Annotated in this window: 24 protein-coding genes; 9 read left to right on the plus strand and 15 right to left on the minus strand. The window is 35.6% G+C overall.

Translation table 11 applies throughout. From position 1 onward, the window contains the following. The first annotated feature begins 249 nt into the window (after nt 1-249). The 3 genes from ACO05S_RS02340 to ACO05S_RS02350 are packed head-to-tail and all read left to right on the plus strand — an operon-like array spanning nt 250 to nt 2,764. Nucleotides 250-1,434, plus strand: coding sequence for a DUF4105 domain-containing protein (locus tag ACO05S_RS02340; RefSeq protein WP_421919939.1), 1,185 nt, complete (start codon nt 250-252; stop codon nt 1,432-1,434). Beyond that, nucleotides 1,434-2,189 carry an acyl-[acyl-carrier-protein] thioesterase gene (locus ACO05S_RS02345; RefSeq protein ID WP_421919940.1) on the plus strand — a complete coding sequence of 252 codons (756 nt, stop codon included), beginning with the start codon at nt 1,434-1,436 and terminating at the stop codon, nt 2,187-2,189. Before ACO05S_RS02340 ends, ACO05S_RS02345 begins: the two co-directional genes overlap by 1 nt. Nucleotides 2,190-2,200: 11 nt before the next feature. After that, the gene (locus ACO05S_RS02350; RefSeq protein WP_421919941.1) at nt 2,201-2,764 is read left to right on the plus strand and encodes a hypothetical protein; all 564 of its coding nucleotides are present in this window, start codon (nt 2,201-2,203) and stop codon (nt 2,762-2,764) included. A 51-nt stretch (nt 2,765-2,815) separates the two neighbouring features. On the opposite strand, the gene pyk is transcribed toward ACO05S_RS02350, so the two are convergent. Together pyk and aroQ are read right to left on the minus strand one after the other, a co-directional pair. After that, nucleotides 2,816-4,231 carry a pyruvate kinase gene (pyk, locus tag ACO05S_RS02355; protein ID WP_421919942.1) on the minus strand — a complete coding sequence of 472 codons (1,416 nt, stop codon included), beginning with the start codon at nt 4,229-4,231 and terminating at the stop codon, nt 2,816-2,818. 126 nt (nt 4,232-4,357) lie between these two features. After that, the gene (aroQ, locus tag ACO05S_RS02360) at nt 4,358-4,783 is read right to left on the minus strand and encodes a type II 3-dehydroquinate dehydratase (protein ID WP_421919943.1); all 426 of its coding nucleotides are present in this window, start codon (nt 4,781-4,783) and stop codon (nt 4,358-4,360) included. A gap of 185 nt (nt 4,784-4,968) precedes the next feature. Between aroQ and xerD the strand changes: the two genes are divergently transcribed. Continuing rightward, a complete protein-coding gene (gene xerD, locus ACO05S_RS02365) occupies nt 4,969-5,874 on the plus strand; it encodes a site-specific tyrosine recombinase XerD (RefSeq protein ID WP_421919944.1) in 906 nt (301 codons plus the stop codon). A 405-nt stretch (nt 5,875-6,279) separates the two neighbouring features. Then, nucleotides 6,280-7,938, plus strand: a complete 1,659-nt coding sequence (locus ACO05S_RS02370; RefSeq protein ID WP_421919945.1) for a phosphoenolpyruvate carboxykinase (ATP) — start codon at nt 6,280-6,282, stop codon at nt 7,936-7,938. A gap of 33 nt (nt 7,939-7,971) precedes the next feature. Here ACO05S_RS02370 and ACO05S_RS02375 read toward each other — a convergent pair whose 3' ends face one another. Both ACO05S_RS02375 and ACO05S_RS02380 read right to left on the minus strand, forming a co-directional pair. Continuing rightward, nucleotides 7,972-8,697 (minus strand): NRDE family protein, encoded by a 726-nt coding sequence (locus ACO05S_RS02375; RefSeq protein ID WP_421919946.1) that lies wholly within the window; start codon nt 8,695-8,697, stop codon nt 7,972-7,974. Then, nucleotides 8,685-9,206: a hypothetical protein gene (locus tag ACO05S_RS02380; RefSeq protein ID WP_421919947.1), complete on the minus strand. Its 522-nt coding sequence runs from the start codon at nt 9,204-9,206 to the stop codon at nt 8,685-8,687. Before ACO05S_RS02380 ends, ACO05S_RS02375 begins: the two co-directional genes overlap by 13 nt. A gap of 151 nt (nt 9,207-9,357) precedes the next feature. Here ACO05S_RS02380 and ACO05S_RS02385 point away from each other — a divergent pair, with 151 nt between their 5' ends. Then, nucleotides 9,358-10,392 carry a hypothetical protein gene (locus tag ACO05S_RS02385; protein WP_421919948.1) on the plus strand — a complete coding sequence of 345 codons (1,035 nt, stop codon included), beginning with the start codon at nt 9,358-9,360 and terminating at the stop codon, nt 10,390-10,392. A 62-nt stretch (nt 10,393-10,454) separates the two neighbouring features. Here ACO05S_RS02385 and ACO05S_RS02390 read toward each other — a convergent pair whose 3' ends face one another. From ACO05S_RS02390 to ACO05S_RS02420, 7 genes are all read right to left on the minus strand, one after another. Further along, nucleotides 10,455-11,075, minus strand: a complete 621-nt coding sequence (locus tag ACO05S_RS02390) for a rhodanese-like domain-containing protein (protein ID WP_421919949.1) — start codon at nt 11,073-11,075, stop codon at nt 10,455-10,457. A 27-nt stretch (nt 11,076-11,102) separates the two neighbouring features. Then, entirely contained in the window at nt 11,103-11,693 is a 591-nt protein-coding gene (locus tag ACO05S_RS02395) for a YeeE/YedE thiosulfate transporter family protein (protein ID WP_421919950.1), read from the minus strand. A gap of 78 nt (nt 11,694-11,771) precedes the next feature. Further along, nucleotides 11,772-12,293 carry a YeeE/YedE thiosulfate transporter family protein gene (locus ACO05S_RS02400; RefSeq protein WP_421919951.1) on the minus strand — a complete coding sequence of 174 codons (522 nt, stop codon included), beginning with the start codon at nt 12,291-12,293 and terminating at the stop codon, nt 11,772-11,774. A 36-nt stretch (nt 12,294-12,329) separates the two neighbouring features. Then, on the minus strand, nt 12,330-13,271 hold the full coding sequence (gene nrfD / locus ACO05S_RS02405) for an NrfD/PsrC family molybdoenzyme membrane anchor subunit (protein WP_421919952.1): 942 nt from the start codon (nt 13,269-13,271) through the stop codon (nt 12,330-12,332). A gap of 13 nt (nt 13,272-13,284) precedes the next feature. After that, complete coding sequence (locus ACO05S_RS02410) at nt 13,285-13,818, minus strand: 4Fe-4S dicluster domain-containing protein (RefSeq protein ID WP_421919953.1); 534 nt, start codon at nt 13,816-13,818, stop codon at nt 13,285-13,287. 3 nt (nt 13,819-13,821) lie between these two features. Further along, complete coding sequence (locus tag ACO05S_RS02415) at nt 13,822-16,059, minus strand: molybdopterin-containing oxidoreductase family protein (protein WP_421919954.1); 2,238 nt, start codon at nt 16,057-16,059, stop codon at nt 13,822-13,824. Nucleotides 16,060-16,645: 586 nt separating this feature from the next. Further along, nucleotides 16,646-17,224, minus strand: a complete 579-nt coding sequence (locus ACO05S_RS02420; RefSeq protein WP_421919955.1) for a molybdenum cofactor guanylyltransferase — start codon at nt 17,222-17,224, stop codon at nt 16,646-16,648. A gap of 117 nt (nt 17,225-17,341) precedes the next feature. Between ACO05S_RS02420 and msrA the strand changes: the two genes are divergently transcribed. Continuing rightward, nucleotides 17,342-17,959: a peptide-methionine (S)-S-oxide reductase MsrA gene (gene msrA, locus ACO05S_RS02425; protein ID WP_421919956.1), complete on the plus strand. Its 618-nt coding sequence runs from the start codon at nt 17,342-17,344 to the stop codon at nt 17,957-17,959. A gap of 254 nt (nt 17,960-18,213) precedes the next feature. Then, nucleotides 18,214-18,891 carry a hypothetical protein gene (locus ACO05S_RS02430; protein WP_421919957.1) on the plus strand — a complete coding sequence of 226 codons (678 nt, stop codon included), beginning with the start codon at nt 18,214-18,216 and terminating at the stop codon, nt 18,889-18,891. On the opposite strand, the gene ACO05S_RS02435 is transcribed toward ACO05S_RS02430, so the two are convergent. From ACO05S_RS02435 to ACO05S_RS02450, 4 genes are all read right to left on the minus strand, one after another. After that, nucleotides 18,849-19,925 carry an AMP-binding protein gene (locus ACO05S_RS02435; protein WP_421919958.1) on the minus strand — a complete coding sequence of 359 codons (1,077 nt, stop codon included), beginning with the start codon at nt 19,923-19,925 and terminating at the stop codon, nt 18,849-18,851. The two genes, ACO05S_RS02430 and ACO05S_RS02435, sit on opposite strands and share 43 nt — an antisense overlap. Further along, complete coding sequence (locus ACO05S_RS02440; RefSeq protein ID WP_421919959.1) at nt 19,925-20,968, minus strand: o-succinylbenzoate synthase; 1,044 nt, start codon at nt 20,966-20,968, stop codon at nt 19,925-19,927. Before ACO05S_RS02440 ends, ACO05S_RS02435 begins: the two co-directional genes overlap by 1 nt. 20 nt (nt 20,969-20,988) lie before the next feature. Next, the gene (locus ACO05S_RS02445) at nt 20,989-21,891 is read right to left on the minus strand and encodes a 1,4-dihydroxy-2-naphthoate polyprenyltransferase (protein ID WP_421919960.1); all 903 of its coding nucleotides are present in this window, start codon (nt 21,889-21,891) and stop codon (nt 20,989-20,991) included. 172 nt (nt 21,892-22,063) lie between these two features. Next, nucleotides 22,064-22,432, minus strand: coding sequence for a twin-arginine translocation signal domain-containing protein (locus ACO05S_RS02450; RefSeq protein ID WP_421919961.1), 369 nt, complete (start codon nt 22,430-22,432; stop codon nt 22,064-22,066). Between the two features lie 461 nt (nt 22,433-22,893). Here ACO05S_RS02450 and ACO05S_RS02455 point away from each other — a divergent pair, with 461 nt between their 5' ends. Further along, nucleotides 22,894-23,469, plus strand: coding sequence for an HD domain-containing protein (locus tag ACO05S_RS02455; RefSeq protein WP_421919962.1), 576 nt, complete (start codon nt 22,894-22,896; stop codon nt 23,467-23,469). Nucleotides 23,470-23,511: the final 42 nt, after the last annotated feature.

Raw genomic sequence — 23,511 nt, forward strand, 5'->3', positions numbered from 1 at the left:
CCTCGGAAGAAGTAAAAGTTAAGACCTGAGGGGCTCATTCGAAATGAGGCTCTCAACAGTAAACCACTATTAGCAATGAGGGAGGGTAAAATCCGCCGACAAAATACTCAAAACGAAAATGATCAAATCCATGCATAAAAATGATCTCGACGGGTTGAGAGGGCAAATTTCCATTGGCAATTTGCTCATATTAGGTCATGTAAAATATTGGTATTTTGTCTATCTTCGATGCGATAAATATTCATCCTTATGCAAAGATTTAAATTTTTTATATGCCTACTTTTAATTGGTATTGTTTCGATATCAAATACACAGGCAAAGCAACTTTCCGAACAATCAGCAGTAAGTCTGCTAACCTGTTCGCCAGGCGAAGAGTTGTATTCTCATTTTGGTCATTCGGCCTTGCGATTTCATGATCCTTTAAACAAAATTGATCTTGTTTTTAATTATGGGACATTTAATTTTAACACCCCAAATTTTTATATGAAATTTGCTCGCGGCAAGCTAAAATATCGCTTGGCTTTTTCTTCGTATCAGCAATTTCTGCCCGAATATATCGTATCGGGACAAGGTGTAACGGAGCAAATCCTAAATTTGGATCTTGATTCGAGAAGGAAACTTTTTCAAGCTGTTATAGAAAATTACAAGCCAGAAAACAGATATTACCATTACGATTTTTTATTCGACAACTGTTCTACACGAATACGAGATATCATTGAAGCCAATATAAATGGTAAGATCATTTACAAAGAAAATACAGATAAACCAAAAAATTTCTGGAATTTGCTCGATCATTTTATGGAACAAAGTCGATGGATTTATCTTGGCATTCATTTAATTCTGGGCTCACCATGCGATATAGATGCAAGTCCCTACCAGTATATGTTTTTACCTGATAATATGATGTATGCTTTTGCCGATGCTACTGTTTTAAATATGGATGAGAGGGTTCCGCTGGTTAGCCATACCAAAGAAGTTTTAAAACCTACCTTGGATTATAAAATGACTGAATGGTACAAACGACCTGGTTTTATCTTCGGATTATTTTCTCTAATTATTTTATTAATAAGCATTCGCACACTTACAAGTAAGCGCAATTATTTTATCATCGATCATGTTTTTTTCGGCGCAACAGGCATAGTTGGTTGGGTAATTGTTTTTCTGTGGTTTTTTACCGATCATCAGGCCACAGGACCAAACTGGAACATACTTTGGGCCTTGCCATTCTTTTTTCCTGTATCCAATATCTTACTGATAATGAAAAACATAACGTCCTACATTTTCTTCTATACAAGTTCGATACTGTTATTAATAATTCTGGCCACATGGCCTATCATTCCACAATCATTACCCAATGAGATTTTACCAATTGTGACCTTATTATTCATACGTTCGATCTATATCATCAAAAAATTAAAAATCAATTTGGTTTAATGGATACTCTGGAAATCAATCAAAAAAAATTTACTAAAACATTCAGAATAGGCTCTTTCGATACTGATTTTAATGGAAGAGCAAAGCTTACATCCATATGCAATTACTTACAAGAAATTGCTGGAATGCATGCTGACGCATTAAATTGGGGAATCGATAAATTGATGAAGCAAGATTTATCATGGGTTTTAACCCGCTTAAAAGTTAAAGTGCTAAAATACCCGAAATGGACAGATGAGATAAGCGTGGAAACCTGGCCAACAGGCATAGAGGGATTATTTGGAAACAGAGATTTTAAAATATTTGATCGCTCAGGAAATACAATTATACTGGCAAGTTCCTCCTGGTTAATCATCAACATTAAAACCAAACGCCCTGCTCGCCCTCACTCAATCATTGAAAATGCCAAATTCGAAAACTCCGAAAAAGTTTTTGAAACACCTTTACAAAAGCTGATTACAAAAGTAGATGGAAAACCCAAGATTAAAGTAGGCGTTCAATATAGTGATATTGATATCAATCAGCATGTAAATAACGTAAAATACATCAAATGGATAATTGATTCCTGTCCTTTGGAGCGATTAAAATCTGAATCAATAAATGAGTTGGAAATCAATTTCCTTCATGAAGCCAAATACAATGATCAATTATATGTGTACAACAATTGCAATGGAGACAGCTCTGAATCTCATTTTGAAATTAGAAATGATGACGATAAAATAGAGCATTGCAGATCAACTATCAAATGGAAATAATATAATACAACATGCAACAATTTTTATCCGGATTCGAATTCGCTTTTTCATATCTCATATCATTATCTTATTTTGATCATTTTTTAATTCTATTTCTATTTGGAATCGTTTTTCAATTTAAAGATTTAAAAAATATACTTTCCCTTTTCCTGGCCATTTGTATTGGAACCATTGCTGGATTTTTATTAGCCATTTTTAAAGTAACATTCTTTTCGATTGCAACAATTAAATTGGCAACGGCATTTGCCTTTCTTACTGTCGGAGTTCATCACATAATTTCCAATAGTTTATCAGCAAATGCAATTCGTTATAATTTCTTTGCTGCAATAGGGTTAGTAACAGGTACCGGCATTTGCTTTCACTACGTAAAAGGTTTTGGAAGAAGTATTCAATTTCTCCACACATCAGGTTATGGTCTTGGAATATTAGCTGCCTATTTCTTGATTTCTTTAGCAGGATTATTAATATCATCCTTAATTATTGTAGTTTTTAAAACCGACCGAAGAAGTTTTAACCTAGGCATTTCGGGCATAGGAATAGGCATCGCTTTGGTTCTGATCTATATGAGATATTAAAAAAAATGCGAATCGTTATGATTCGCATTTTTTTTAGATATTTTAAAATCCTTATACTTTATCTGTTAACTGATTTACTTTGCTTATTTCCATAAAGGAAACTCCTTTCGATGGACCAAAACTTCCACCGATAATAATCACCATATCCTCACCGGTAAAATATTTCTTCTCCATCAAAGAGTACATCGATTGCTTCACATACTCATCCCTACTTGCCAATAATTTTCTGTAGCCTGCTTCAACACCATAAGATAAAGCCAATTCTCGCACAACTCTTTTCGAATAACACAAAGCATAAACAGGAGAAGTTCCCCGATAGGCAGATAAATAACGCCCCGTCCTTCCTGTTAAGGTATCCGTAACAATGGCTTTAACAGGCAGCAATTGCGATGATTTAACTGCCGAACGAGCTAAAATAGCTGTAAGTTCCTGATTACTCGGCACAAAATTCTTTCTTGTATCAGGATACAATTCCTTTTCAACTTCAATTGCCACTTCGGTCATTGTACGAACCGATTCAACCGGATAATCGCCATAAGCAGTTTCTCCACTAAGCATTATTGCATCTGTTCTATTGTAAATTGCATTTGCAATATCACTTACTTCGGCTCGAGTTGGCCTAGGATTGTTAATCATGGAATGAAGCATTTGAGTTGCAATAATTACAGGTTTCTTGCACTCCATGCACTTTCTCATCATTTTTCTTTGAATCACAGGCAATTTCTGGGCAGGAATCTCAATGGCCAAATCTCCCCTGGCAACCATTACACCATATGCATGATCCAGAATTTCATCAAGATTATCAACCCCTTCCTGATTTTCAATTTTGGCAATAATTTTAATCTTAGAATCATATTTATCCAAAATCTTTTGGATTTCGATAACATCTTCCTTGTTTCTAACAAATGAATGCGCAATAAAATCGATATCCTGCTCAATGGCAAATCCAATAAAAGCCCTGTCTTTTTTTGTTAAAGAAGGAAGATTAATAGAAACACCAGGAACATTTACACTTTTTCTATTCTTAATTATCCCTTCGTTTTGAGCCTCTACTCTAAGAAATTTAACATTTTTCTCAACTACCAATAATTCCAGTTCTCCATCATCAATTAAGATTTTTTTCCCAACTTCTAAATCATCAACAAATTTATCGTAGCTAACCAATAAACAATTCTCCAACTCTTCGTCTCCTTGCTTACCTTTCATGTTAAGACGATCTCCACACTTTAGAAAAATCTCTTCATTAACATCAACAGTTCTTATCTCAGGACCTTTTGTATCAATAAGCAATGCTATCCTTTCAGATACTTCTCTCACATTATCAATTACTTTTTGAGCATCGGCATGTGTTTGATGGGCTGTATTAAGCCTTACCACATTCATTCCCTCTTCAAAAAGTTGGGTAAGAAACTCAACATCACACTTTTTATCCGAAATGGTTGCAATAATTTTTGTGTGCTTTTTCATAGAAACTCTTTCATTATTAGTTTTGGCATCACAAAGATAGTCAATATTACCACATAGGTGTTGGCAAAAGCGCAAAAGGAAAATTCATCAACCTAAAAAAAATCTTTTATCACACACAAAGCAAGTTTAATCCAAATGGGCTAACAATGCTTCTATTCCTAACCGATAGGAGTCCAATCCAAATCCGGCAATGGAGCCTATACAATCTTTACCTATAAAAGAGGTAGATCTATAAGACTCTCTCTTATGAAGATTCGATATATGCACTTCAATTACAGGGGTTTTAACAGCAGCAATTGCATCTCCTAAAGCTACAGAAGTATGCGTATAAGCACCCGCATTCAGAATAATCCCATCATAAGTAAAACCTATCCGATGTATCTCATCAATTAGTTCTCCTTCAATATTTGATTGAAAGTACTCAAGATTAATTTTTCCGTACATCATCATTAATTCTTCAAAGTATTTTTCAAACGAAACCTCTCCATATATAGATTTTTCGCGCACTCCAAGCAAATTTAGGTTGGGTCCATTAATTATCAAAAAATTCATCTTATCAAAAAAAATAAAGTTTAAACATAAAAAGCTTACACAAAATTTGTAACCTTACGTAATATTTTTTTAAATTGCACACTAGAATTATCATAAGGATTTTGTACCTTTGTTTGGTGTAGTAAAACTACAAATTATAAAGCAAATTATTACAACTATAATTACATACTAAAAACTGGATAAAAATGAAATGGACAACAACAATTGAGAATTTTAAGACCTATCTTACTCTAGAGAAGTCATTGTCTAAGAACTCGGTAGACGCTTACATTAACGACATTACCAAGTTAACCACTTTCTTTAGAGAAAAGAATATTGAGGTTGCACCAGAGGAGGTAGTTCTTCAACATTTAAAAGATTTTGTGTCTTGGATTAATGATGCAGGTACTAGTCCTCGTACCCAAGCTCGTGTAATTTCGGGTATTAAAGCTTTCTTCAAGTATTTATTGCTAGAAGAAATCATTGAAAAGAATCCAACCGCTTTACTTGAAGCTCCAAAAATTGGTCGTAAGCTTCCTGACACTTTAACAACAGATGAGATTGATATTTTGGTTAAAGCTGTTGACATGAATAAAGCAGAAGGACAAAGAAACCGTGCAATTCTTGAAACCCTATATTCTTGTGGACTTAGAGTTTCAGAATTAATTGATTTAAGAGTTTCTAACCTTCATTTCCGTATGGGATTTATTAAAATTCATGGAAAAGGTAACAAAGAGCGTTTAATTCCAGTAGGAAAAAAAGCTAAAAAAGAAATTAAATTATACCTTAGAAGTTATCGTGGTAAATTAAATATCGATAAGGATAGTGAAGATATCTTATTCTTAAACAGAAGAGGTCGTAAATTATCTCGTGTGATGATCTTTACTATTATCAAGAATCTTTCTAAGAAAGTTGGTTTAAAGAAAAATGTTTCTCCTCACACTTTCCGCCACTCTTTTGCTTCTCATCTGGTTGAAGGTGGAGCTGATTTGAGAGCTGTTCAGGAAATGTTAGGACATGAATCAATTCTAACAACTGAAATTTACACTCATCTGGATAGAGAATATTTGAAAGAAACAATCAAAAATTTCCATCCTAGATCAAAAGACTAAATAGTTTTCCGTTTCCTTATGGAAAGATGAAATAATTGTCATTTTTAGACCTCCAAGGATATTCTTTGGAGGTTTTTTTATAACTTTTATTTCGAATTCTTCTTGAATCACTTCCTCTCGATAGAACAACTTATATAATCATAACAGAACCCTATTTAGACCGAAGTAATTTTGCGCAAACGTTTGTAAAACATAGGAAAGACGCTCTGTTTTTAAACAAAAAAAGAGGGGAAAAATGAAATAAGAAGATTCTCTAGAGCCCCTTAGATCAATTTTCCCCACGGTAAAATTAGGAAAACTTACTGAGAAATAATACATTAAAAATGACAAAAAATATTTACATAGTAGGATTTGTTCATATATAGTTATATTTTTGGTGCTCCAAACCAAATATTAAATGTCACAATGAACGCTATTGAAGTTAATATGATTAACGATTTAAAAGAAACATTAAAAAAGCATTCTAACATTCAAGAGAATCTTAAAAGAGAATCTCTAATTGCTCAAGCAGTAGAAAACAAAGAAGCTGTTTTAACCAAGAATGGTGCACTTGCAACCTGGACACCTCCACATTCAACAGGTAGAAGTCCTAAGGATACATACATTGTAAAACATCCTCAAAACCAATTTAATATAGACTGGTCATCAGCCAATAATATCGACATGAATCCGCAAACGTTTTCGATGATATTTGAAGACGCTTTGAAGATGATTAAAAGCAAAAAGACGGTTTATATTACGGACAGAGTAATTGGTGCTGATTCGAAGTATGCATTGCCAGTAAAAACCATTACTGACAAAAGTTTAAGCCAGGTATTCATCGACAATATGTTTAGGCCTGTCCCAAACGATTTGGAAAAATCGGTATTCGCAAATGATGAGTTTCACTTAATTGCTCTTCCAAATGATAAGTTAAATAAAGATCGTTACAAAGGATTGGTTAGAGAACTTCCTAATGGAGAAACATCGGACATTTGTGTTGTTGTTGACTTTGATCAGAAGATTGGTATCGTTATTGGTTCGTCGTATATGGGAGCTATGAAGAAGTTGATGTTTACTGTAATGAACTATTATCTTCCTTTTAAAGGTGTTCTGCCATTACATTGTTCGGCAAACGAAGGAAAAGGAGGAGATTCTGCCCTACTCCTTGGTCTTTCGGGAACAGGCAAAACAACTCTATCAGCAGATCCAAACAGAGCACTTTTAGGTGATGATGAGCATGGCTGGAGTGATGATGGTATTTTCAACTTTGAAAATGGTTGTTACGCTAAAATGATTAATATCAAACCTGAAAATGAACCTGAAATCTACGAAGCCGTTATGCATGATGATGATTTCACCAAGCACGGTGCGATTATTGAAAATGCAATGATTTATCCAAATGGCGAGTTCGATTTCTTCGATGATAGGTTTACTCCTAACTCAAGGGCAAGTTATCCTCTTTGTTTCCTAAAAAATATAAAGGAAAGTTCTGTTTCAGGAAATCCCAAAACCATCTTGTTCTTAACCGCTGATGCTTATGGTGTTTTGCCCCCTATTTCAAAATTAACCAAAGAGCAAGCTATGCTTTGGTTTCTAATGGGATACACTTCAAAACTTGCAGGTACTGAAACCGGAGTAACTGAACCTCAGGCTACTTTTTCTCGTTTCTTCGGACAGCCTTTTATGCCCTGTAATCCCAATATTTATGCAGAAATGTTAGGTGATAAAATGGAAAAACACAATACAAATGTATTTTTAATTAACACTGGCTGGAGCGGAGGTTCTTACGGAACTGGCTCAAGAATTAAACTAAAATACACGAGAGCAATGGTGGATGCTGCCTTAAGTGGCAAGTTAAACGACGTTGAGTATAACGAAAATAAATTGTTCCACCTAAATGTTCCTGCCAGTTGTGAAAATGTGCCAACTAAAATACTTAACCCGATTAACACTTGGGCGAACAAAGACGATTACAAGAAAACGGCTGAAAATCTAGCCGGAAAATTTTCTGTAGATTTCGATCAATCTTATGGACAACATAATATCCCAAATGAGATTGTTTCGCAATGTCCTGGAAAATAATAACACTTCTTTTCTCATTTATAAAAAAGAGTCTCACTTGAGGCTCTTTTCTTTTCCGAAATATCTTTCTGTGACTTCATTTTTATCAAGATCTTCGTACATCATTCTGACTTCCGAATTATCCAGGACAATTTGAGTGATGCTAGTCGTTTTTATCTTTCCCTTTCTATTCATTACAAGGCCATTGTAGGCATCTTCTTTCCCTGCATTCTTGTGAAAGCGAAGTATACACTCTGAATTCAAATCCTTTTCGATGTTAAAATCTGTAAACCATTTTTTTCTCATTTCTTGAGCTAATTTATCATACAGAGTTGATGAAGACCAGATTTCAGTTTTTTTAGCATCAAGTTTTTTGTAATGAATCGAGCTACCATCCCATCTGATTTCTTCCAGGCTCAATTTATTTTCATAGCCTAACACAAGCATTGTGAATGGCTCAATTCCCTGGAATTGAAACTTTAATACAAATTCACTCACACTCTTGTAATTGGCATATTCCAATACAAGCAAGCCCCTACTCATTTTATATGGAGGATTGTGTTTGTGTTTTGCAAATGCACCATTCAACAAACAAATGCTATATTTTTTACTACATAACATCCAAGTTCCTTGACTCGTCTTATCCTTTGGGAAGATGTACTCAATATTATTATAAAAATATGAATCCGGAGGTAAAGCATTTCTTTTGGGGTCTTCATCTCTGTTCGTGGTAAAAACGAAATTATTTTCCCCTAGTGGTATATATGTTAATGTGCACATAAATCGTCTCTGTACCTAATTGTTGAATATGCAATACCAAAGTGTTTATCAAGTTTAATTTCAGGAAATTCCTTTTGAATTGCAATTCTTATAATTGCCATATGATGTATCGCATGTTCGATATTATAAATCAATTCTCTCTCAAGGTTAGTTGGTACCGAAACACTTTTTTTCTGAACATTATCATAGCTTACAATCAATTCAAGTGCCTTAGATTCCATATTAATTTTAAACCAAGTTCGAGCCCGGTTAAGGCGCTGTATTGCCAAAGCCAAATTGGTTTCCGTCTCAGAACAGTGGGTTCGATTGTCGTAACTTACCGGTTTATCTTCTTCACTTGCTTCTATTAAAATATCATAAAATTCAATAATGTGTCGCAAGTGTTTACCAATGGTATTTTTCGACAATAAATCCAACTTCATCGAATAATGACTTACATGGATGTTCTCGCATAAATGAATAAGTTGTCGCAAGATTTCAAGATTAGCTGATACAATTTGCTTTTGCATAGATATGATAGAAATGGTTACCAGCACAAGATATCAAATTACCAATATATATCATACTTTAACAATTACTTATTTGATTTTAGTGAACCACATTTTATAAACAAGAATTTATTACCTTAACGCATCCTTTAACTCTTTAGCCAGACAATTTATGAGTAGAAAAATTAAATTCCCTTTTGCTATATCTAAATGGTTTCATTTTGAATTTTGGCCATTTTGGTTCTTTTATTTACCAATGTTTTTCTATGGATTTTATCTGGCAATCAAAGCCAGATCACTTGCTTACTTTACTCCGGCAAATCCATCCATGCGATTTGGAGGAGCTTTTGGTATGGATAAAATGGGAATATTACATTTACTGGATAAAAAATATATTCCAAAGGGCTTTGTGGTGCACTCCTCCTTGCTGCAAAAAGAATTAAAAGATTTAATGACTGAGCACGACATAGATTTTCCTATTGTTTGCAAACCTAATGTTGGAGAAAGAGGTATTGGAGTTGAAAAAATAGATGATGAAACGGATGTTGAATCGTTCCTGAAAGACAAGAATGAAGAGATTTTGGTTCAGGAATTTATTGATTTTCCTATAGAACTAGGAGTTTTTTATCATCGCTTTCCAATTTCAGAAAAAGATGGGATAACATCTGTTGTAAGAAAAGAATTTTTAAGTATCACCGGCAATGGAAAGCTAAAGTTTTCGGAACTTGTAAAGGCAAACATCAGAGCAAATAGCAGAATATCCTACCTAAAGAACAAGTATAAATCAAAATGGAATCAGATTATTCCTTCGGGTATTAGCTATAAATTGGAACCCATCGGAAATCACAACAGAGGAACAAAATTTTTGGATGGCAACAAGCTGATTAATGACAAATTAGTATCGGTTTTCAGAGAAATATCAAAACCCTTGGATGGTTATAATTATGGTAGATTTGATTTGAAAGTAAACAGCATAGAAGATCTGTATGAAGGAAAGAACATTAAAGTGATTGAACTGAACGGTACAAACTCGGAACCTGCACATATTTATGATCCTGATTTCCCTTTGTTTAAAGCTTATAAAGAAATTATTAAACACATGAGACTGATTTACGACATCAGCATGGAAAACAGACAATTAGGCATACAACCCAACACTTTTAAGGAAATAATGACTGCGCTTTACAAGAGAAGTTTCCAAAAATGAGAGGATTTCATGTAATGAATATTTCCTCTCTTTTGAATTTATGTAGCGTAATTAAAATCAATTTAACACCCCCCAGTAGCACGCTTTTTCTTTTTGCGTTTTTTGATAATAGGTTTTGGTTTCTTCATCGTGCTGTTATTATTTAAAACGGTATTTCCCCCTCCCAAAGCTGCACTTGCTCCTTTTCTAAAGTCGTATTTTGCGATTTCATCGTCTGCCATAACAGATTTCGGTGCCTGAGGATTCAATATGGTTTCGACCCAGTAGTTTAAACCACCCTGCATTACAAAATTGTTCTCATAACCTAACTGTCGGGTAAGCATCCAAGCTTCGTTTGCTTTTAGGCTCCCATTCGAATAAAATACATTTATCTTCACTCCCTGATCGATATACTCTTCATATTCATCAGAAAGAATCTGAGTTAAAGGAATATTGATGGCTCCTGGCAAGCTGTATTTTTCAAATTCTGCCTGACTACGTACATCAATCAACTGAAGACCAGGGTCTTTTTGAATCAACATATCGGCAATTTCATCTGTACTAACAAACTGAGTTCCATCTTTTACTTCATCAAGTAATTCTTCGGCAGTTAATTTAAACTGCTTGGTAGTATTTTCTGGTATAGCTGCTATTATAATTCCCAATGGAACAAAAACCGAAGCTAATATTAATCTCATTTTCATTTTGATGATCTTTTAAACCGTTAATTTTTAGTACTCTTCGCGTGGAAATTTTTTCTCTGCCCACTCGCCGACCCAGAACATTGCAAATGCCATAATAATTAATGCCAGGGCAAACACTCCTCTTGGAATATCTAAAAGTTCATTCATTGTAGGAGTACCAATAAAGTTTGCTTTATACATTTCTTCAAACAATGGATATCCTTCAGTAAAAAATACAATCCCTAAAGTTAATCCACCAATAAAAGCCAAAGCATCTAACTTGCCAATTGAGATTGCACAGAATGCTGTCCCTGGGCAAAATCCACCCATTATAAAACCAGCCCCCATTACTACTCCACCAACAATAGCCGAAGTTATATAAGTTGGATTGATGTACACAAAATCCAAATCGATCCAACCAAAAAGACTGAAAAACAATAAGCCTACCATTGCTGTTATTGCAGCGGTAAAGAATACTTTTAGAACTGTTGTATCGTATCCGTAGAACATGCCTGCTAATTTTCTACTCGACGAGAATCCACTTCCTTCCAACACAAAACCAAAACCAATTCCAATTAAAAATGCAATTAACAAATTGGTATCCGGTGAAATTATTTCATTAACAATTAATGGTGCCATATTTTTAAAGTTACAAGGTAAAAGTAAAAAAGGTATAAGTAATTACCTCAATCATTTTCCCAATTACAATTCAATTGATTATATCCAGTTTTTTCTAAAGAAATACGCAAGCATAAAAGCTGTGCCGAAAATTGCAGCCATGGTTAAAAATCCTCCAACCGAAAGTACAGCCATACCGCTTAAGGCTGATCCACTGGTACAACCCCGTCCTAGTTGAGATCCAAATCCAAAAAAAACTCCACCCAGAACGGCAAAAATAATTCTTCTTTTTGAGCTAATTTTTGGAGAGTGTTCAACTTTAAATTTCAATCTTCCTGCTAGTGCTCCTGATAAAAAACCTCCTACCAATACTCCCAACAGCTGAAATACCAACCATGATTTCATCGGCTTTGGGTGTGTTTCATTGTACTCCTTGTAAAACCTTGTATTTTCGGCATGAGTTGGAGCTACCGTATTTACAGTGGATACAACTGCACTTTTAATTGCTCCACTCGCTCCCAATCCACGACCAGAAACGAAATTTGCCGCCAAAAGAACAAGCCCCAACAATACGCCTCCGATATACGGATTAAAATATTTTGTTTTTTTCACTTCGCTCATTGTTATAGTGTTTTTTAAAGTTTTTCGATATTTATATTAATAAAGCCATCGGCTTGCCTGACCTGCATAAGAGATAATAAATCGAAGCATTATGCTTCCGAACAATACCAGTACCACTGGAATTACAAGCGGAATTTTAAACCCTTTTAATTCCATTCCTTCAAGAATTGCAGGAAGTATCATTCCCAGAAATACAACGAAAATCCAGAATGGTACAGTATATTCACCGCCTAAAAATAAATTTGCTGCATCTATTTGAACTTGAGTACTTGCCAGAAACCCCATAAACATATGGATGATCAAAAACAATTCAATCCCAATTATTATTAAATCCAATTGTGCAAACCTTTTGCGTTCTGCCTTGTTTTTCGACATCCAAATTACAACTGCAGCTCCCGCTGATAAGCCTGATGCCAAGAACAGTGGACCAAGAATTGACGTATTCCATAAAGGACGAGCATTAAAAGCTGAGAACAGAATTCCAGTATAAATTCCAAGAATTGCCGAAGATATCAACATGATCCACGCAAGTGTTCTCTTGTGCTTCTTACAAAATGCTAACAATTCCTCAATTATCTCTAACTTCCAGTTCCATTTGGGAAATATCTCTTTAATATGAATCGCCGTCCATATCATTGATAATGGCGTAACAAGCATTAAGATCCATGCTCCCCATGACATTGGCGATTCCAAACGGATACTTGTATACAACCTCCAGAAATATGCCTTGTGATGCAAATCCAGAAACAAGGCAAGCAATCCAAGTATTAATGCTATGGGAGCAATTACAGGTGCGATTTGAACTGCCGTTTTGTATTCATTTTCTTTATTTCGAATGGTATATAATGCTGCAAAAAACAGTAAACCAGCAGCCAAACCTCCTAAAAACAGATAAGTTGGAACCTCCCAATGCCAAATATGTAAGTGAGGATCGATTAAAGGATTATTTCTTCCGCTTATAATAATTTCTTCTCTCATTTCTACAGATTAATTAGATTAGGAAATACAAGTGAGGTTTTGTACCTGCCTCAGGAATTAAGGTTTTGTACTTTCTTTTCCTCAAGATTTTAGAGACTTCGCTTCGAGTATCATCCAAATCGCCAAAATACATGCATCTGGTTGGACAAACTGCCACACAAGCGGGTTGCATTCCATTCCTGACTCTATGCAGACAAAAAGTACACTTGTCTACATATCCCTTGGGATGCACAAAACGAGCATCGTACGGGCAAGAGGTAATGCATGCACTACAACCTATACATTTGTTTTCTGTGACCAGCACAATTCCTCCTTCTGAATAATGACTTGCTCCGGTAGGACAGCAACGAACACAAGGTGAGTTTTCACAATGATTGCATCGTTCAGAACGTAATTCCATTTCCAATTGAGGATAAGTTCCATCCATTACTTCAACTACCCAATCGCGGCAATACCCGATAGGCACATCGTTTTCGGTTTGACAAGCTACTACACAGTCGCTGCAACCTACACACTTTTTAGTATCAATAGCCATTGCATATCTCATAGCCTAAACCTCCGATTTTTTGATATCTGTTCTAAATGTTACAAAATTTCCTCTCATTCCGGTTCCTCCCATTATAGGATCAACCATTACATTCGTTATCATTTGAGTATCACTTACACCTTTACCAAAGCAACGTTTCATACGCTTATCGGCATGACCGAAACCGTGTACCATATAAACTGAGTCGAAACGAATTCTTTCTGTTACACGAACTTTTATTGGAAAGTCTGAAACAACACCATCCTGATTTTCCAGATATACATACTGTCCGTTACTTAAGTACCATTCCTTTGCCACCTTTGGATTAACCCAACAGGTGTTTTCATCCATTAAATCGGTTAGATTAGGATTATTAGCCGTACGACTAAATGTATGCATTGGAGCCCTTCCGTAAATTAGTCGGTAATATCCTTCGCTTGGTTCCGGATGTGCAGTATAAATCGGCATTGGATCGAAACCTTCTTCTTCCAATGCAGTTGAGTACAATTCAATTTTCCCGGTATTTGTATTAAACTCTACATCTTCTCCATCTGCAAAATACAAATCGTCGTATTCACGCTGCAAACGTTTTACTCCAACTCTTTGCATTTCCTCCAGCGAAGTTCCAACTTGTTTCAGTTCCCAATCTATTTCCTCCTCAATGTTTTCGAAAGGAAAATAATCCTGTAGATCTAATTTTTTCGCTAACTCTCTGGCCATCCAGTAAGCTGGTTTCGTATTGTATAATGGGTTAACCGCTGGCATTCTTAATGCGATACTAGGCTCTCTTCCCTGCGATATTCTGAGTGCATCATATCTTTCCAGGTAAGTACATTCAGGTAAAACCACATCAGCATAGCCCGTAATTTCCATAGGCATGGTATCAACCACTACCATTAAGTCGAGCTCCTGTATTGCTTTCAGTGTTTTTTGCTGATCCGGTAGCGTATTAAGCAGGTTTGTTCCATTCACAATCCAAGCTTTAATGGCATAATCCATATCAGGACTTGGTATGGAAGCATCGCAAACACCAGATGCTAAGGCCAAATCTGCTAAGTTGTATTTACCACCCATTGCGTTGCGCCAGTTTTTCTTTGGCTTTGGAAATTCAGGCTGTTTGAAATGTGGAACTTCTGCTGTCTCTGCTTGATAAAAACCTCCACGTCTTCCCCAACTACCCAATAAAGCATTTAAAATCGCAACTGCACGCAATCGTTGAGTATCATCTCCATACCAGGTAACATGCCGTCCGGGATGAACAATTACAGCAGGAGCTGCATTAGCCATTTCTCTTGCTGTTTCTTTAATTTGCTGAGGTTTTATTGTTGTTACACCATATGCCCATTCGGGAGTATACTGCTGAACATGCGCCTTTAGTTGTTCAAATCCGAAAGTGTATTTTTCTACGTAATCCTTATCGTACAATTCTTCGTTGATGATCACATTCATCCATGCAAGCAAAAGAGCATTATCAGTAGCTGGTTTAATTGGCAGCCAATGTTTAGATTTGCTGGCAACGGTTGAGAATCTTGGATCAACGGTTATAATGGCAGCACCTTTATCAATGGCATCAGACATTTCCTGTACCTGTCCGTTGTGCATATTCTCACCTAAATGCGAACCAATTAGTACCAAACATTTAGTATCTCTGATATCGGTATTTTCAGGAGAATTTAGTCCTTGCCCGAAAGTAGCAATAAAAGCGACTTCACGAGGCCCCCGGCATTGAGCATAGGAAGGAGCCGTGATATTATTAGAGCCAAATGCTTTTAACAGTTTTCCGAAATACTTCCCTCCTGAACCGTGAGTAAATAAAGCCGTACTTTCAGGGCCATGTTCCTTTTTAATTTGCTTCATTCTTGAAGCAATGTATTCAAATGCCTCATCCCAGCTAGCTTCACGATAAGTTTGACTCCCTCTCTTTCCGGTACGAATTAATGGAGCTTTCAAACGATCCTCATCGTAAAACATACCTACTCCACCAGTACCTCGGGGACAAAATCGTCCATTGCAGTTGGGATCCAATTCATTTCCGATAATCTTCTTAATCTTCCCTTTGTCATCCTTATAAACCCATCCGGCACACTTCCAAAAGCATACTTCGCAATAGGTTGGAGTTCTGGTAAAATCGTAAGGCCCTTTGAAAAAAGACTTGTTATGATCTAGCAGGTTATTCGCCAAAGAATCAATAACTCCTCCGCCAAATATTGCACCTGCCGCACTTAAGGAGCTAATCTTAATAAACTCTCTTCTGCTCTTCATTTTGTGATATCTTTTTTAACACATCAACACATCTAGAAAACTATATCTATGCATGTAAACATATATCAAAAGAGTAACAGACAATATGCTCTACAACATTTTTCCTCGGATTTGTAATTGATCTAAACAAGCTAAGAAGTCTAAATCCTTTGATTTTAAGAGACATATAACTATTTAGATTTTCACTAAATTACATTCAAACCTCTTGCTCTTCGGCAGCAGACAACAAGATTCCTTAATATACCAATACACTATTTAACGTGAGTTCGACGTAAAATTCTATCCACAGAAAGTTATATTTGCGATAGACTTGCATTAAAAATTTGGAAAGAATAGCGGGCTATTTTGAGGAATTTTTAATGTGAAGATGTCGTAAAGAGAACTTTCCATTATGTGTTTGCCTGCTTTCGGCATAAATTTCCTCAAATCTTCTTGAAATATCCCGATATTCCTTCGAAAATTTGATAAAATTTCTACTCAAAATCAGTGCAAACTGTGAACGAATTTTACCTCGAACTCACGTTATTTACATTTCGATAGAAATTTTACTGTCTAATCACTCTTGCAACAGAAAGAAAAAAACAAATTACAAATTCCGTAATTCATCTGCTGAGTTTACATTTGATAAAATCGTTGGAGAATAATAATCCAAACCTTTTAAAACATTGAATTCAACATGCGGAATCAAGGATAATAATTTCATCATTTTATAATTCCCCTTTACCAGTTCTTTTTCGATTACTGAAAAGCTTGTGCTTTTAAATATTGAAACCAATGGCTGTTTCTTTCCAAATTCATCAACCGCATAAATAAGATCTGATGTTCCGATGTTTTTAAGCAAATCCTGATACAAGGAGCTTGTTACATTAGGCACATCGCAAGAAATTACAAAATAATAATCAGCCTTAACTTCTTTCATACAAGAATAAATTCCCCCAATCGGCCCACAATTCATTATCTCATCCTTAATTACCCGAAAATTTAAATAATGGTAGAAATCGGAATTGGAACTAACAAGCAATTCATCGCAAATGTTTTTAAGACAATCCACCGAGTATTCGATTAAGGCCTTGCCTTTCCATTCTACCAAGCCTTTCTCTGTTCCCATTCTGGAACTTTTCCCTCCACAAAGAATTATGCCAAGCTTTTTTGTCCTTTGAACCATATCCAAATATAAACAAGAAAGCCTAAGTTCAAGCTTCTGCTTTAAGATCTTTTAACTTTGAAATCAGTAATTCAAACACTATCTTTAGAATCATTATAAATTAAAAAACCGGAAAGTATGAAAAAATCAATCATTCTTATTTTCATTTTGGTTTCCGGAGTAATTTTCGGGAAAACAAATATGAGTGCAGAAAATCAATCAAAAAAAATGGAAACAGCAAGTTTTGGTGCCGGATGCTTTTGGTGTGTGGAAGCTATATTTCAAGAGTTGAAAGGTGTTAAGAAAGTAGAATCGGGATATATGGGTGGTGAGACTAAAAATCCTACCTATAAAGAAGTTTGTACGGGCGAAACAGGACATGCCGAAATTTGCCAAATCACATACGATGCTAATATGATTAGTTTTGAGGAACTTCTTGAAGTATTTTGGCAAACACACAATCCCACTACTTTGAACAGACAAGGTGCTGATGTTGGCACACAATACAGATCTGCAATTTTTTATCATTCGGAAGAACAAAAAGAACTTGCCGAAAAATACAAAAGGAAATTGAATGAATCGGGGGCTTGGGATGATCCTATTGTAACTGAAATTTCTCCTTCATCAAAATTTTATATTGCTGAAAACTATCATCAGGATTATTTCAAAAACAATTCTAATCAGCCATACTGTAATTTTGTGATTAAACCAAAAATGGAAAAGTTTAAAAAAGTATTCAAAAGCAAACTAAGGTAATTTTGGAGCTCTAAAAAAGTAGTTTTTCTGAATTCCAATGCTATTCTATTTAAAGGAGGGATTGAAGAGTCAAGCTTAAAACACGCAAAGGTTTTAATTCCTCCAATCTAACTTATTTTCCTGACAGGTTTTGCACACGTTTTCGAAGTTCATTTTTTTCATTCTTATCAAATCAAATAATTTCTTAACATCCAAATTAGAAACCAGATAAAGGGTTTGTTGTACTTTTATTATCGACAATTAAAAAATACAACATGAAAAAATTCACACACTTACTATTATTGTTCATGTTCACTTTACCTGCTATGGGTTCAAGTGGATATGAACAGAAAAAACAATTTCCCAATTTTGGAATAATACAATATTTCGCACCAACTAAAGACTTAACTCATTCTATTAATAAGCCTTTGATTTATTTGAATCAAGATTTTCTTCCTGGGAGCATTGTAACCCAAGATAACCAAATTATTAAGCCTGGTGGTTTACGTTATAACATTACCGAAGATGTTATCGAATGTCTTATCAACGAACAGTACGGTCGCATTTCATCACCTAAAAAGTTGCATAAAGTGGAGATAGATGGCATTTCGTATGTATACAAACATTTCCCTTATAAGGATAATTATATGAGTGGTTACTTGCAAAAAATACATTCTGGTGCTAAAAACATTTACGTAAAATACATCTTTAAACAAGCCAAGAATTATAGCGATGATTGGTTTAAGAAAATATTTTACGTAGAGGATGAAGAAAGTGGACTCAAAAAAGTGAATTCTCTTAGATCAGAGATAAATCGCATTTTCAGAGGCAAAGAGAATCTTGCAAATGCTTATATGAAAGAGAATAATTACAACTGGAAAAATGCTAATGATTTGATTCAATTGTTTAATTATATGGATAAACTTAATGCTGACAATGTAGCCTCGCGCTGAATCTTTCCGGTTTGTGTTCTTTTAAAATCAGACACATAAAATATTTCACGAGCCTGTTCATATTTGTTGAGCAGGCTTTTTACTTTCTGAAAAATCTCCTGCTTCAGGTTTGCATCAGCTTTCTTGGATTCTATCAGAAGTACCACTTTTTCGCCCAAATGCTGATCCGGAATCCCCGCAATAAAAAAATCCTGATCTATGGCATTCTCCAACTTCCTCTCAATCTGCTCGGGAAACAACTTGATACCACCAGAATTGATCACATTATCGAACCTTCCCTGCCATTCGAACTGATTGGCTTCTTTCAAGTCTACCACATCATTTGTAGCTAAGCTTTTACTTAAAATGGCCGGTGCATTTATTTGTAAACAACTCCGATGATCTACTGAAAATAAAGCATCGCCCATGGCCTTATAGTTGGTCGACTTATCTGGCCCGTTTAATGCACGAATGGCCACATGTGAAACGGTTTCGGTCATTCCATAGCCAATAAAACACTTGCACGATACCTCCTGCAATTTATTTTCCAAACTTTGATCAACAGCACCGCCGCCAATTAATAATTTCCGAACTTGTTGCAAACCGCACTTTAAGTTCAAGCTATTTTTTACCTGCAAAGGAATCATGGCTGCAAAATCAATATCAAAATCAAGAGTCTTTAATGGATGTCCATCCGGTGCAACCGGAATCAGGTTCAATTGCCACTCGAAAGCACGTACAATCATCATTTTACCAGCAATATAGTTCGAAGACAAACAAAAGAGAGCAGTCTGATCCACTTTAAAATTGAAAAACTCTCCCGTAAGTTTAGCCGAGTTCCTCATTTTTTGCTTTGATAAATTTATTTTCTTAGGCACACTTGTTGAACCGGAAGTTTTGGCTTTTACATGATCTGTATCATCCAACCACTCTAAAATAAACTTACAATAATCCTTCTCCCACTCATTGGTCGAATTGGCAATCCGATTTCTACAATAAGTCAAAAGCTCTTTTTCATTGTAGTATTTTCCGTTGATTGTAAGTTCTCTGTTCATTATATTTTATCCCAGCCTAAATTCGTATCGTACTTTAAAAATCCATTATCGATAATCAATGGAGAAGCAATATTGTTGGTATACAGCTGTCCGGTTCCCAATCCTTGAGGCATAGAATTGTTCAAAGTATAAGTCCATTGGGCGATTGCATTCAATCCAATATTCGATTCCAATGCTGAAGTAATCCACCAGGGAATATTCCTATCATTTGCCAGATCAATCCATTCTTGCGATCCTTTAATCCCACCAACTAAACTTGGCTTTAAAATGATATACTGAGGAGCTATTTTATCCAACAAATCAGCTTTAGCAGGTACATCATAAACTCCAATTAATTCCTCATCCAACGCAATTGGCAAAGGAGTATTGGCACACAATTCAGCCATTTCTTTTACCTGCCCTTGCTTTATGGGCTGCTCTATTGAATGCAAATCGAATTGCGCCAAAGCCTTCAATTTTTCCAATGCTGAATCGGGAGAAAAAGCACCATTGGCATCAACACGAAGCTCAATCTTATCTTTATCGAAGTCTTTACGGATAGATTCCAACAATCTTAGCTCTTCCTTAAAATTGATGGTCCCAATTTTCATCTTGATGCAATCAAATCCGGTCTCTAATTTCTGTTCAATCTGTTCTTTCATAAAAGCAGGATCGCCCATCCAAATCAATCCATTAATGGGAATTTTATCGGTACCACAGCTAAAATCAGAAGGAAACAAGATTTTGGAACCTTTGGCTTTAAAATCCAAAAATGCAGTTTCCAATCCAAAATAAATCGATGGCCATTCAAGTAATCCTCCTTCCAAATAGTACCAGTAATCTGCAATCTGATCGCAAAGCTCTTGCAGCTTCTCTTCATAACCTTCCCGATCATCCGGACTTAAACCTTTAATCATTGAGCATTCGCCAATCCCAATCATTTCGGGATGATTATCGTCCCACAAACGAATAAACCAAGAGTCTTTTTCGGTTAAAATTCCTCGCGAAGTTCCACTTGGCCGTTTAAATTTTAGAGGATAATGGATGTAATCTGCTTTAAGCATTTTTTAGGCTTTTGGGTAATTTAAAGTAGTAAGCCCAAGCCAAAACTCAAGCTAAACAAGAGTGTTGATAAGGCTAATTTTTTTAGTTCCGGATCTAATTCCTGCGCTACTTTGTTTTTTGCTACAACATAAATGTGTTTCAATAGTAATGGCAAGCTAATCAAAAATAGTAACTGGTAAATTGAATTCCAGTGTATTAAAACATATGCACAAGCCGAAAGAATTGCAAATCCGATTAAAAACAAATGATATTTTTTTGCTTTTTCCGAACCAATTTTTACTACCAAGGTTCTTTTTCCGCTATTCGAATCATTTTCGATATCGCGCATGTTATTCAGGTTTAATACACCTACACTAAGCAATCCTACCGATGTTGCCGGCAATAAAATGCTCCAGTTTACATCTCCGGTGTGCAAAAAATAGCAGCCCACAACCCCGGTTAAACCAAAAAACAGGAATACAAACAGATCGCCAAAACCATTATATCCGTATGGATTATTACCAACTGTATAATTTATGGCAGCAGCTATGGCAAGCAATCCAAGACCTAACATGACAAATGCCTGAGTATAACTTAACAATTGCAAGGCTTCCCAAAGCAAGAATAAACCTGCTGTTAAGGACAACAGAGCAAACACAAATACCATTCGAATCATTTCCTTTTTCGAAATTACTCCACTTTGCACTGCCCTTTCCGGTCCAAGCCGATTTTCATTGTCTGCACCACTTACAGAATCACCTAAATCATTGGCTAAATTCGACAATATCTGTAAAAACAAAGTTGTTAAACTTGCCAAAAGAAATATTTTAATACTAAATTTTCCATCGGCAGCAGCCAATAAACTTCCAAGAAAAATATTAGAAAGTGCCAAAGGCAAAGTTCTTAGTCTGAATGCATGAACCCATGCTTTCGTTTTGCTCATAGGTAAAATTGAATTGATCAAGCTGTAAATTTAATAATTTTGGACAGACAAGCCACAATGGGGAAAGCTGTCATTCTGCCTCTACTCGCTTTCACAAAAAAAGCGATGCAATGCACCGCTCTTATGGTACAAACCTGAAATGCCAGGTATCTACCACCATTGATATGAAAAGTTATGCTTCTAATTCGGGAGTAATGGCATTGGCAAATTTCTTCGATAATTCGAAATATCTTTCCTTAAAATCATCGTGTTTGATGTATTCTTTGATCTGATTTTGCCAACCATCAGCTTCTTCCGATAATTCCATGATTCTTTTTTTATTCGCAATATTCTCGCTGTTCTTTTTCTCTTCCTCAACAACTTGGATGTATTGATTTACCCACTTTTCGTATCGAGTAAGAAAAGCTTCACGATCTTCGGGCTTTGAGTATTTGTTTACATTAACATCAGCCAAAACCTCACTATCAATCAAAGCTACAGCTCCTGCGGTTAACCCCAGTTTCTGTAAAAAACTTCTTCTGTTTGTATTTTGATTACTCATATTTTTCTATTTCAGACTAACAGGTCTTAAAACTACTATTTAAAATCAGTTTAAACAAGAATTCTTTGCAGATTTGTTACTCCAAATTGAATGAACACCATTTATTCCTAATTTATAACTCATAATTATTCACTATTTTCAAGCTCAGATCTATTTAACGTGAGTTCGCCGAAAAATTCTATCCACAGAAAGTTATATTTGCGATAGATTTGCATTAAAAATTTGGAAAGAATAGCGGGCTATTTTGAGGAATTTTTAATGTGAAGATGTCGTAAAGAGAACTTTCCATTAGGTGTTTGCCTGCTTTCGGCATATATTTTATCAAATCTTCTTGAAATATCCCGATATTCCTTCGAAAATTTGAGAAAATTTCTACTCAAAATCAGATCAAACTGTGAACGAATTTTACCTCGAACTCACGTTATTTACTGATGATTGTTCACCGATAACCGAAAACTGCCATGCCTCACATTCCAACACGCAAAGAAGCATACGAACTGCTTACCACATACACCAAAAACCCCGGATTGATTATTCATGCCAAAGCCGTTGAAGCATGTATGAGATATTATGCCCGAAAACATGGCGAGGATGAAGAAAAATGGGGAATTATAGGATTGGTTCACGATATGGATTGGGAACAATTCCCGCAAGAGCATACCCAAAGGACACGTAAAATTCTGGAAGCAGTCAATTGGCCCGAGGAATACATTCGTGCTATCGAGAGCCACGCATATTTAACCTGTACCAATGTTGTTCCGCAATCTTTGTTAGAGAAAACCATTTACGCCGTTGATGAATTAACTGGATTAATAAGAACCACAGCCTTGATTCGTCCATCGAAATCGGTTTTGGATGTGAAAGTAAAATCGGTAAAACGAAACTGGAAAAACAAACGCTTTGCCGCCGGTGTAGACCGAACAGTAATTGAACGTGGAGCCGAAATGCTTGGAATGGAAATTCCTGATTTAATTCATGATTGCATTGAAGCTATGAAGGAAGTGGCGGAGGAATTGGAGTTAAAGGGGAATTTGTAAGCTTAACTACAAGGCACGAATCCACAAATTGATTCCATTTAA

The organism is Marinifilum sp. (assembly GCF_965230805.1).
GTDB lineage: Bacteria > Bacteroidota > Bacteroidia > Bacteroidales > Marinifilaceae > Marinifilum.

Coding starts and splice junctions, on each gene's coding strand:
- ACO05S_RS02340 (WP_421919939.1), top strand. CDS start 250: ATGCAAAGATTTAAATTTTTTATATGCCTACTTTTAATTGGTATTGTT.
- ACO05S_RS02345 (WP_421919940.1), top strand. CDS start 1,434: ATGGATACTCTGGAAATCAATCAAAAAAAATTTACTAAAACATTCAGA.
- ACO05S_RS02350 (WP_421919941.1), top strand. CDS start 2,201: ATGCAACAATTTTTATCCGGATTCGAATTCGCTTTTTCATATCTCATA.
- pyk (WP_421919942.1), bottom strand. CDS start 4,231: ATGAAAAAGCACACAAAAATTATTGCAACCATTTCGGATAAAAAGTGT.
- aroQ (WP_421919943.1), bottom strand. CDS start 4,783: ATGAATTTTTTGATAATTAATGGACCCAACCTAAATTTGCTTGGAGTG.
- xerD (WP_421919944.1), top strand. CDS start 4,969: ATGAAATGGACAACAACAATTGAGAATTTTAAGACCTATCTTACTCTA.
- ACO05S_RS02370 (WP_421919945.1), top strand. CDS start 6,280: ATGAACGCTATTGAAGTTAATATGATTAACGATTTAAAAGAAACATTA.
- ACO05S_RS02375 (WP_421919946.1), bottom strand. CDS start 8,697: ATGTGCACATTAACATATATACCACTAGGGGAAAATAATTTCGTTTTT.
- ACO05S_RS02380 (WP_421919947.1), bottom strand. CDS start 9,206: ATGCAAAAGCAAATTGTATCAGCTAATCTTGAAATCTTGCGACAACTT.
- ACO05S_RS02385 (WP_421919948.1), top strand. CDS start 9,358: ATGAGTAGAAAAATTAAATTCCCTTTTGCTATATCTAAATGGTTTCAT.
- ACO05S_RS02390 (WP_421919949.1), bottom strand. CDS start 11,075: ATGAAAATGAGATTAATATTAGCTTCGGTTTTTGTTCCATTGGGAATT.
- ACO05S_RS02395 (WP_421919950.1), bottom strand. CDS start 11,693: ATGGCACCATTAATTGTTAATGAAATAATTTCACCGGATACCAATTTG.
- ACO05S_RS02400 (WP_421919951.1), bottom strand. CDS start 12,293: ATGAGCGAAGTGAAAAAAACAAAATATTTTAATCCGTATATCGGAGGC.
- nrfD (WP_421919952.1), bottom strand. CDS start 13,271: ATGAGAGAAGAAATTATTATAAGCGGAAGAAATAATCCTTTAATCGAT.
- ACO05S_RS02410 (WP_421919953.1), bottom strand. CDS start 13,818: ATGAGATATGCAATGGCTATTGATACTAAAAAGTGTGTAGGTTGCAGC.
- ACO05S_RS02415 (WP_421919954.1), bottom strand. CDS start 16,059: ATGAAGAGCAGAAGAGAGTTTATTAAGATTAGCTCCTTAAGTGCGGCA.
- ACO05S_RS02420 (WP_421919955.1), bottom strand. CDS start 17,224: ATGGTTCAAAGGACAAAAAAGCTTGGCATAATTCTTTGTGGAGGGAAA.
- msrA (WP_421919956.1), top strand. CDS start 17,342: ATGAAAAAATCAATCATTCTTATTTTCATTTTGGTTTCCGGAGTAATT.
- ACO05S_RS02430 (WP_421919957.1), top strand. CDS start 18,214: ATGAAAAAATTCACACACTTACTATTATTGTTCATGTTCACTTTACCT.
- ACO05S_RS02435 (WP_421919958.1), bottom strand. CDS start 19,925: ATGAACAGAGAACTTACAATCAACGGAAAATACTACAATGAAAAAGAG.
- ACO05S_RS02440 (WP_421919959.1), bottom strand. CDS start 20,968: ATGCTTAAAGCAGATTACATCCATTATCCTCTAAAATTTAAACGGCCA.
- ACO05S_RS02445 (WP_421919960.1), bottom strand. CDS start 21,891: ATGAGCAAAACGAAAGCATGGGTTCATGCATTCAGACTAAGAACTTTG.
- ACO05S_RS02450 (WP_421919961.1), bottom strand. CDS start 22,432: ATGAGTAATCAAAATACAAACAGAAGAAGTTTTTTACAGAAACTGGGG.
- ACO05S_RS02455 (WP_421919962.1), top strand. CDS start 22,894: ATGCCTCACATTCCAACACGCAAAGAAGCATACGAACTGCTTACCACA.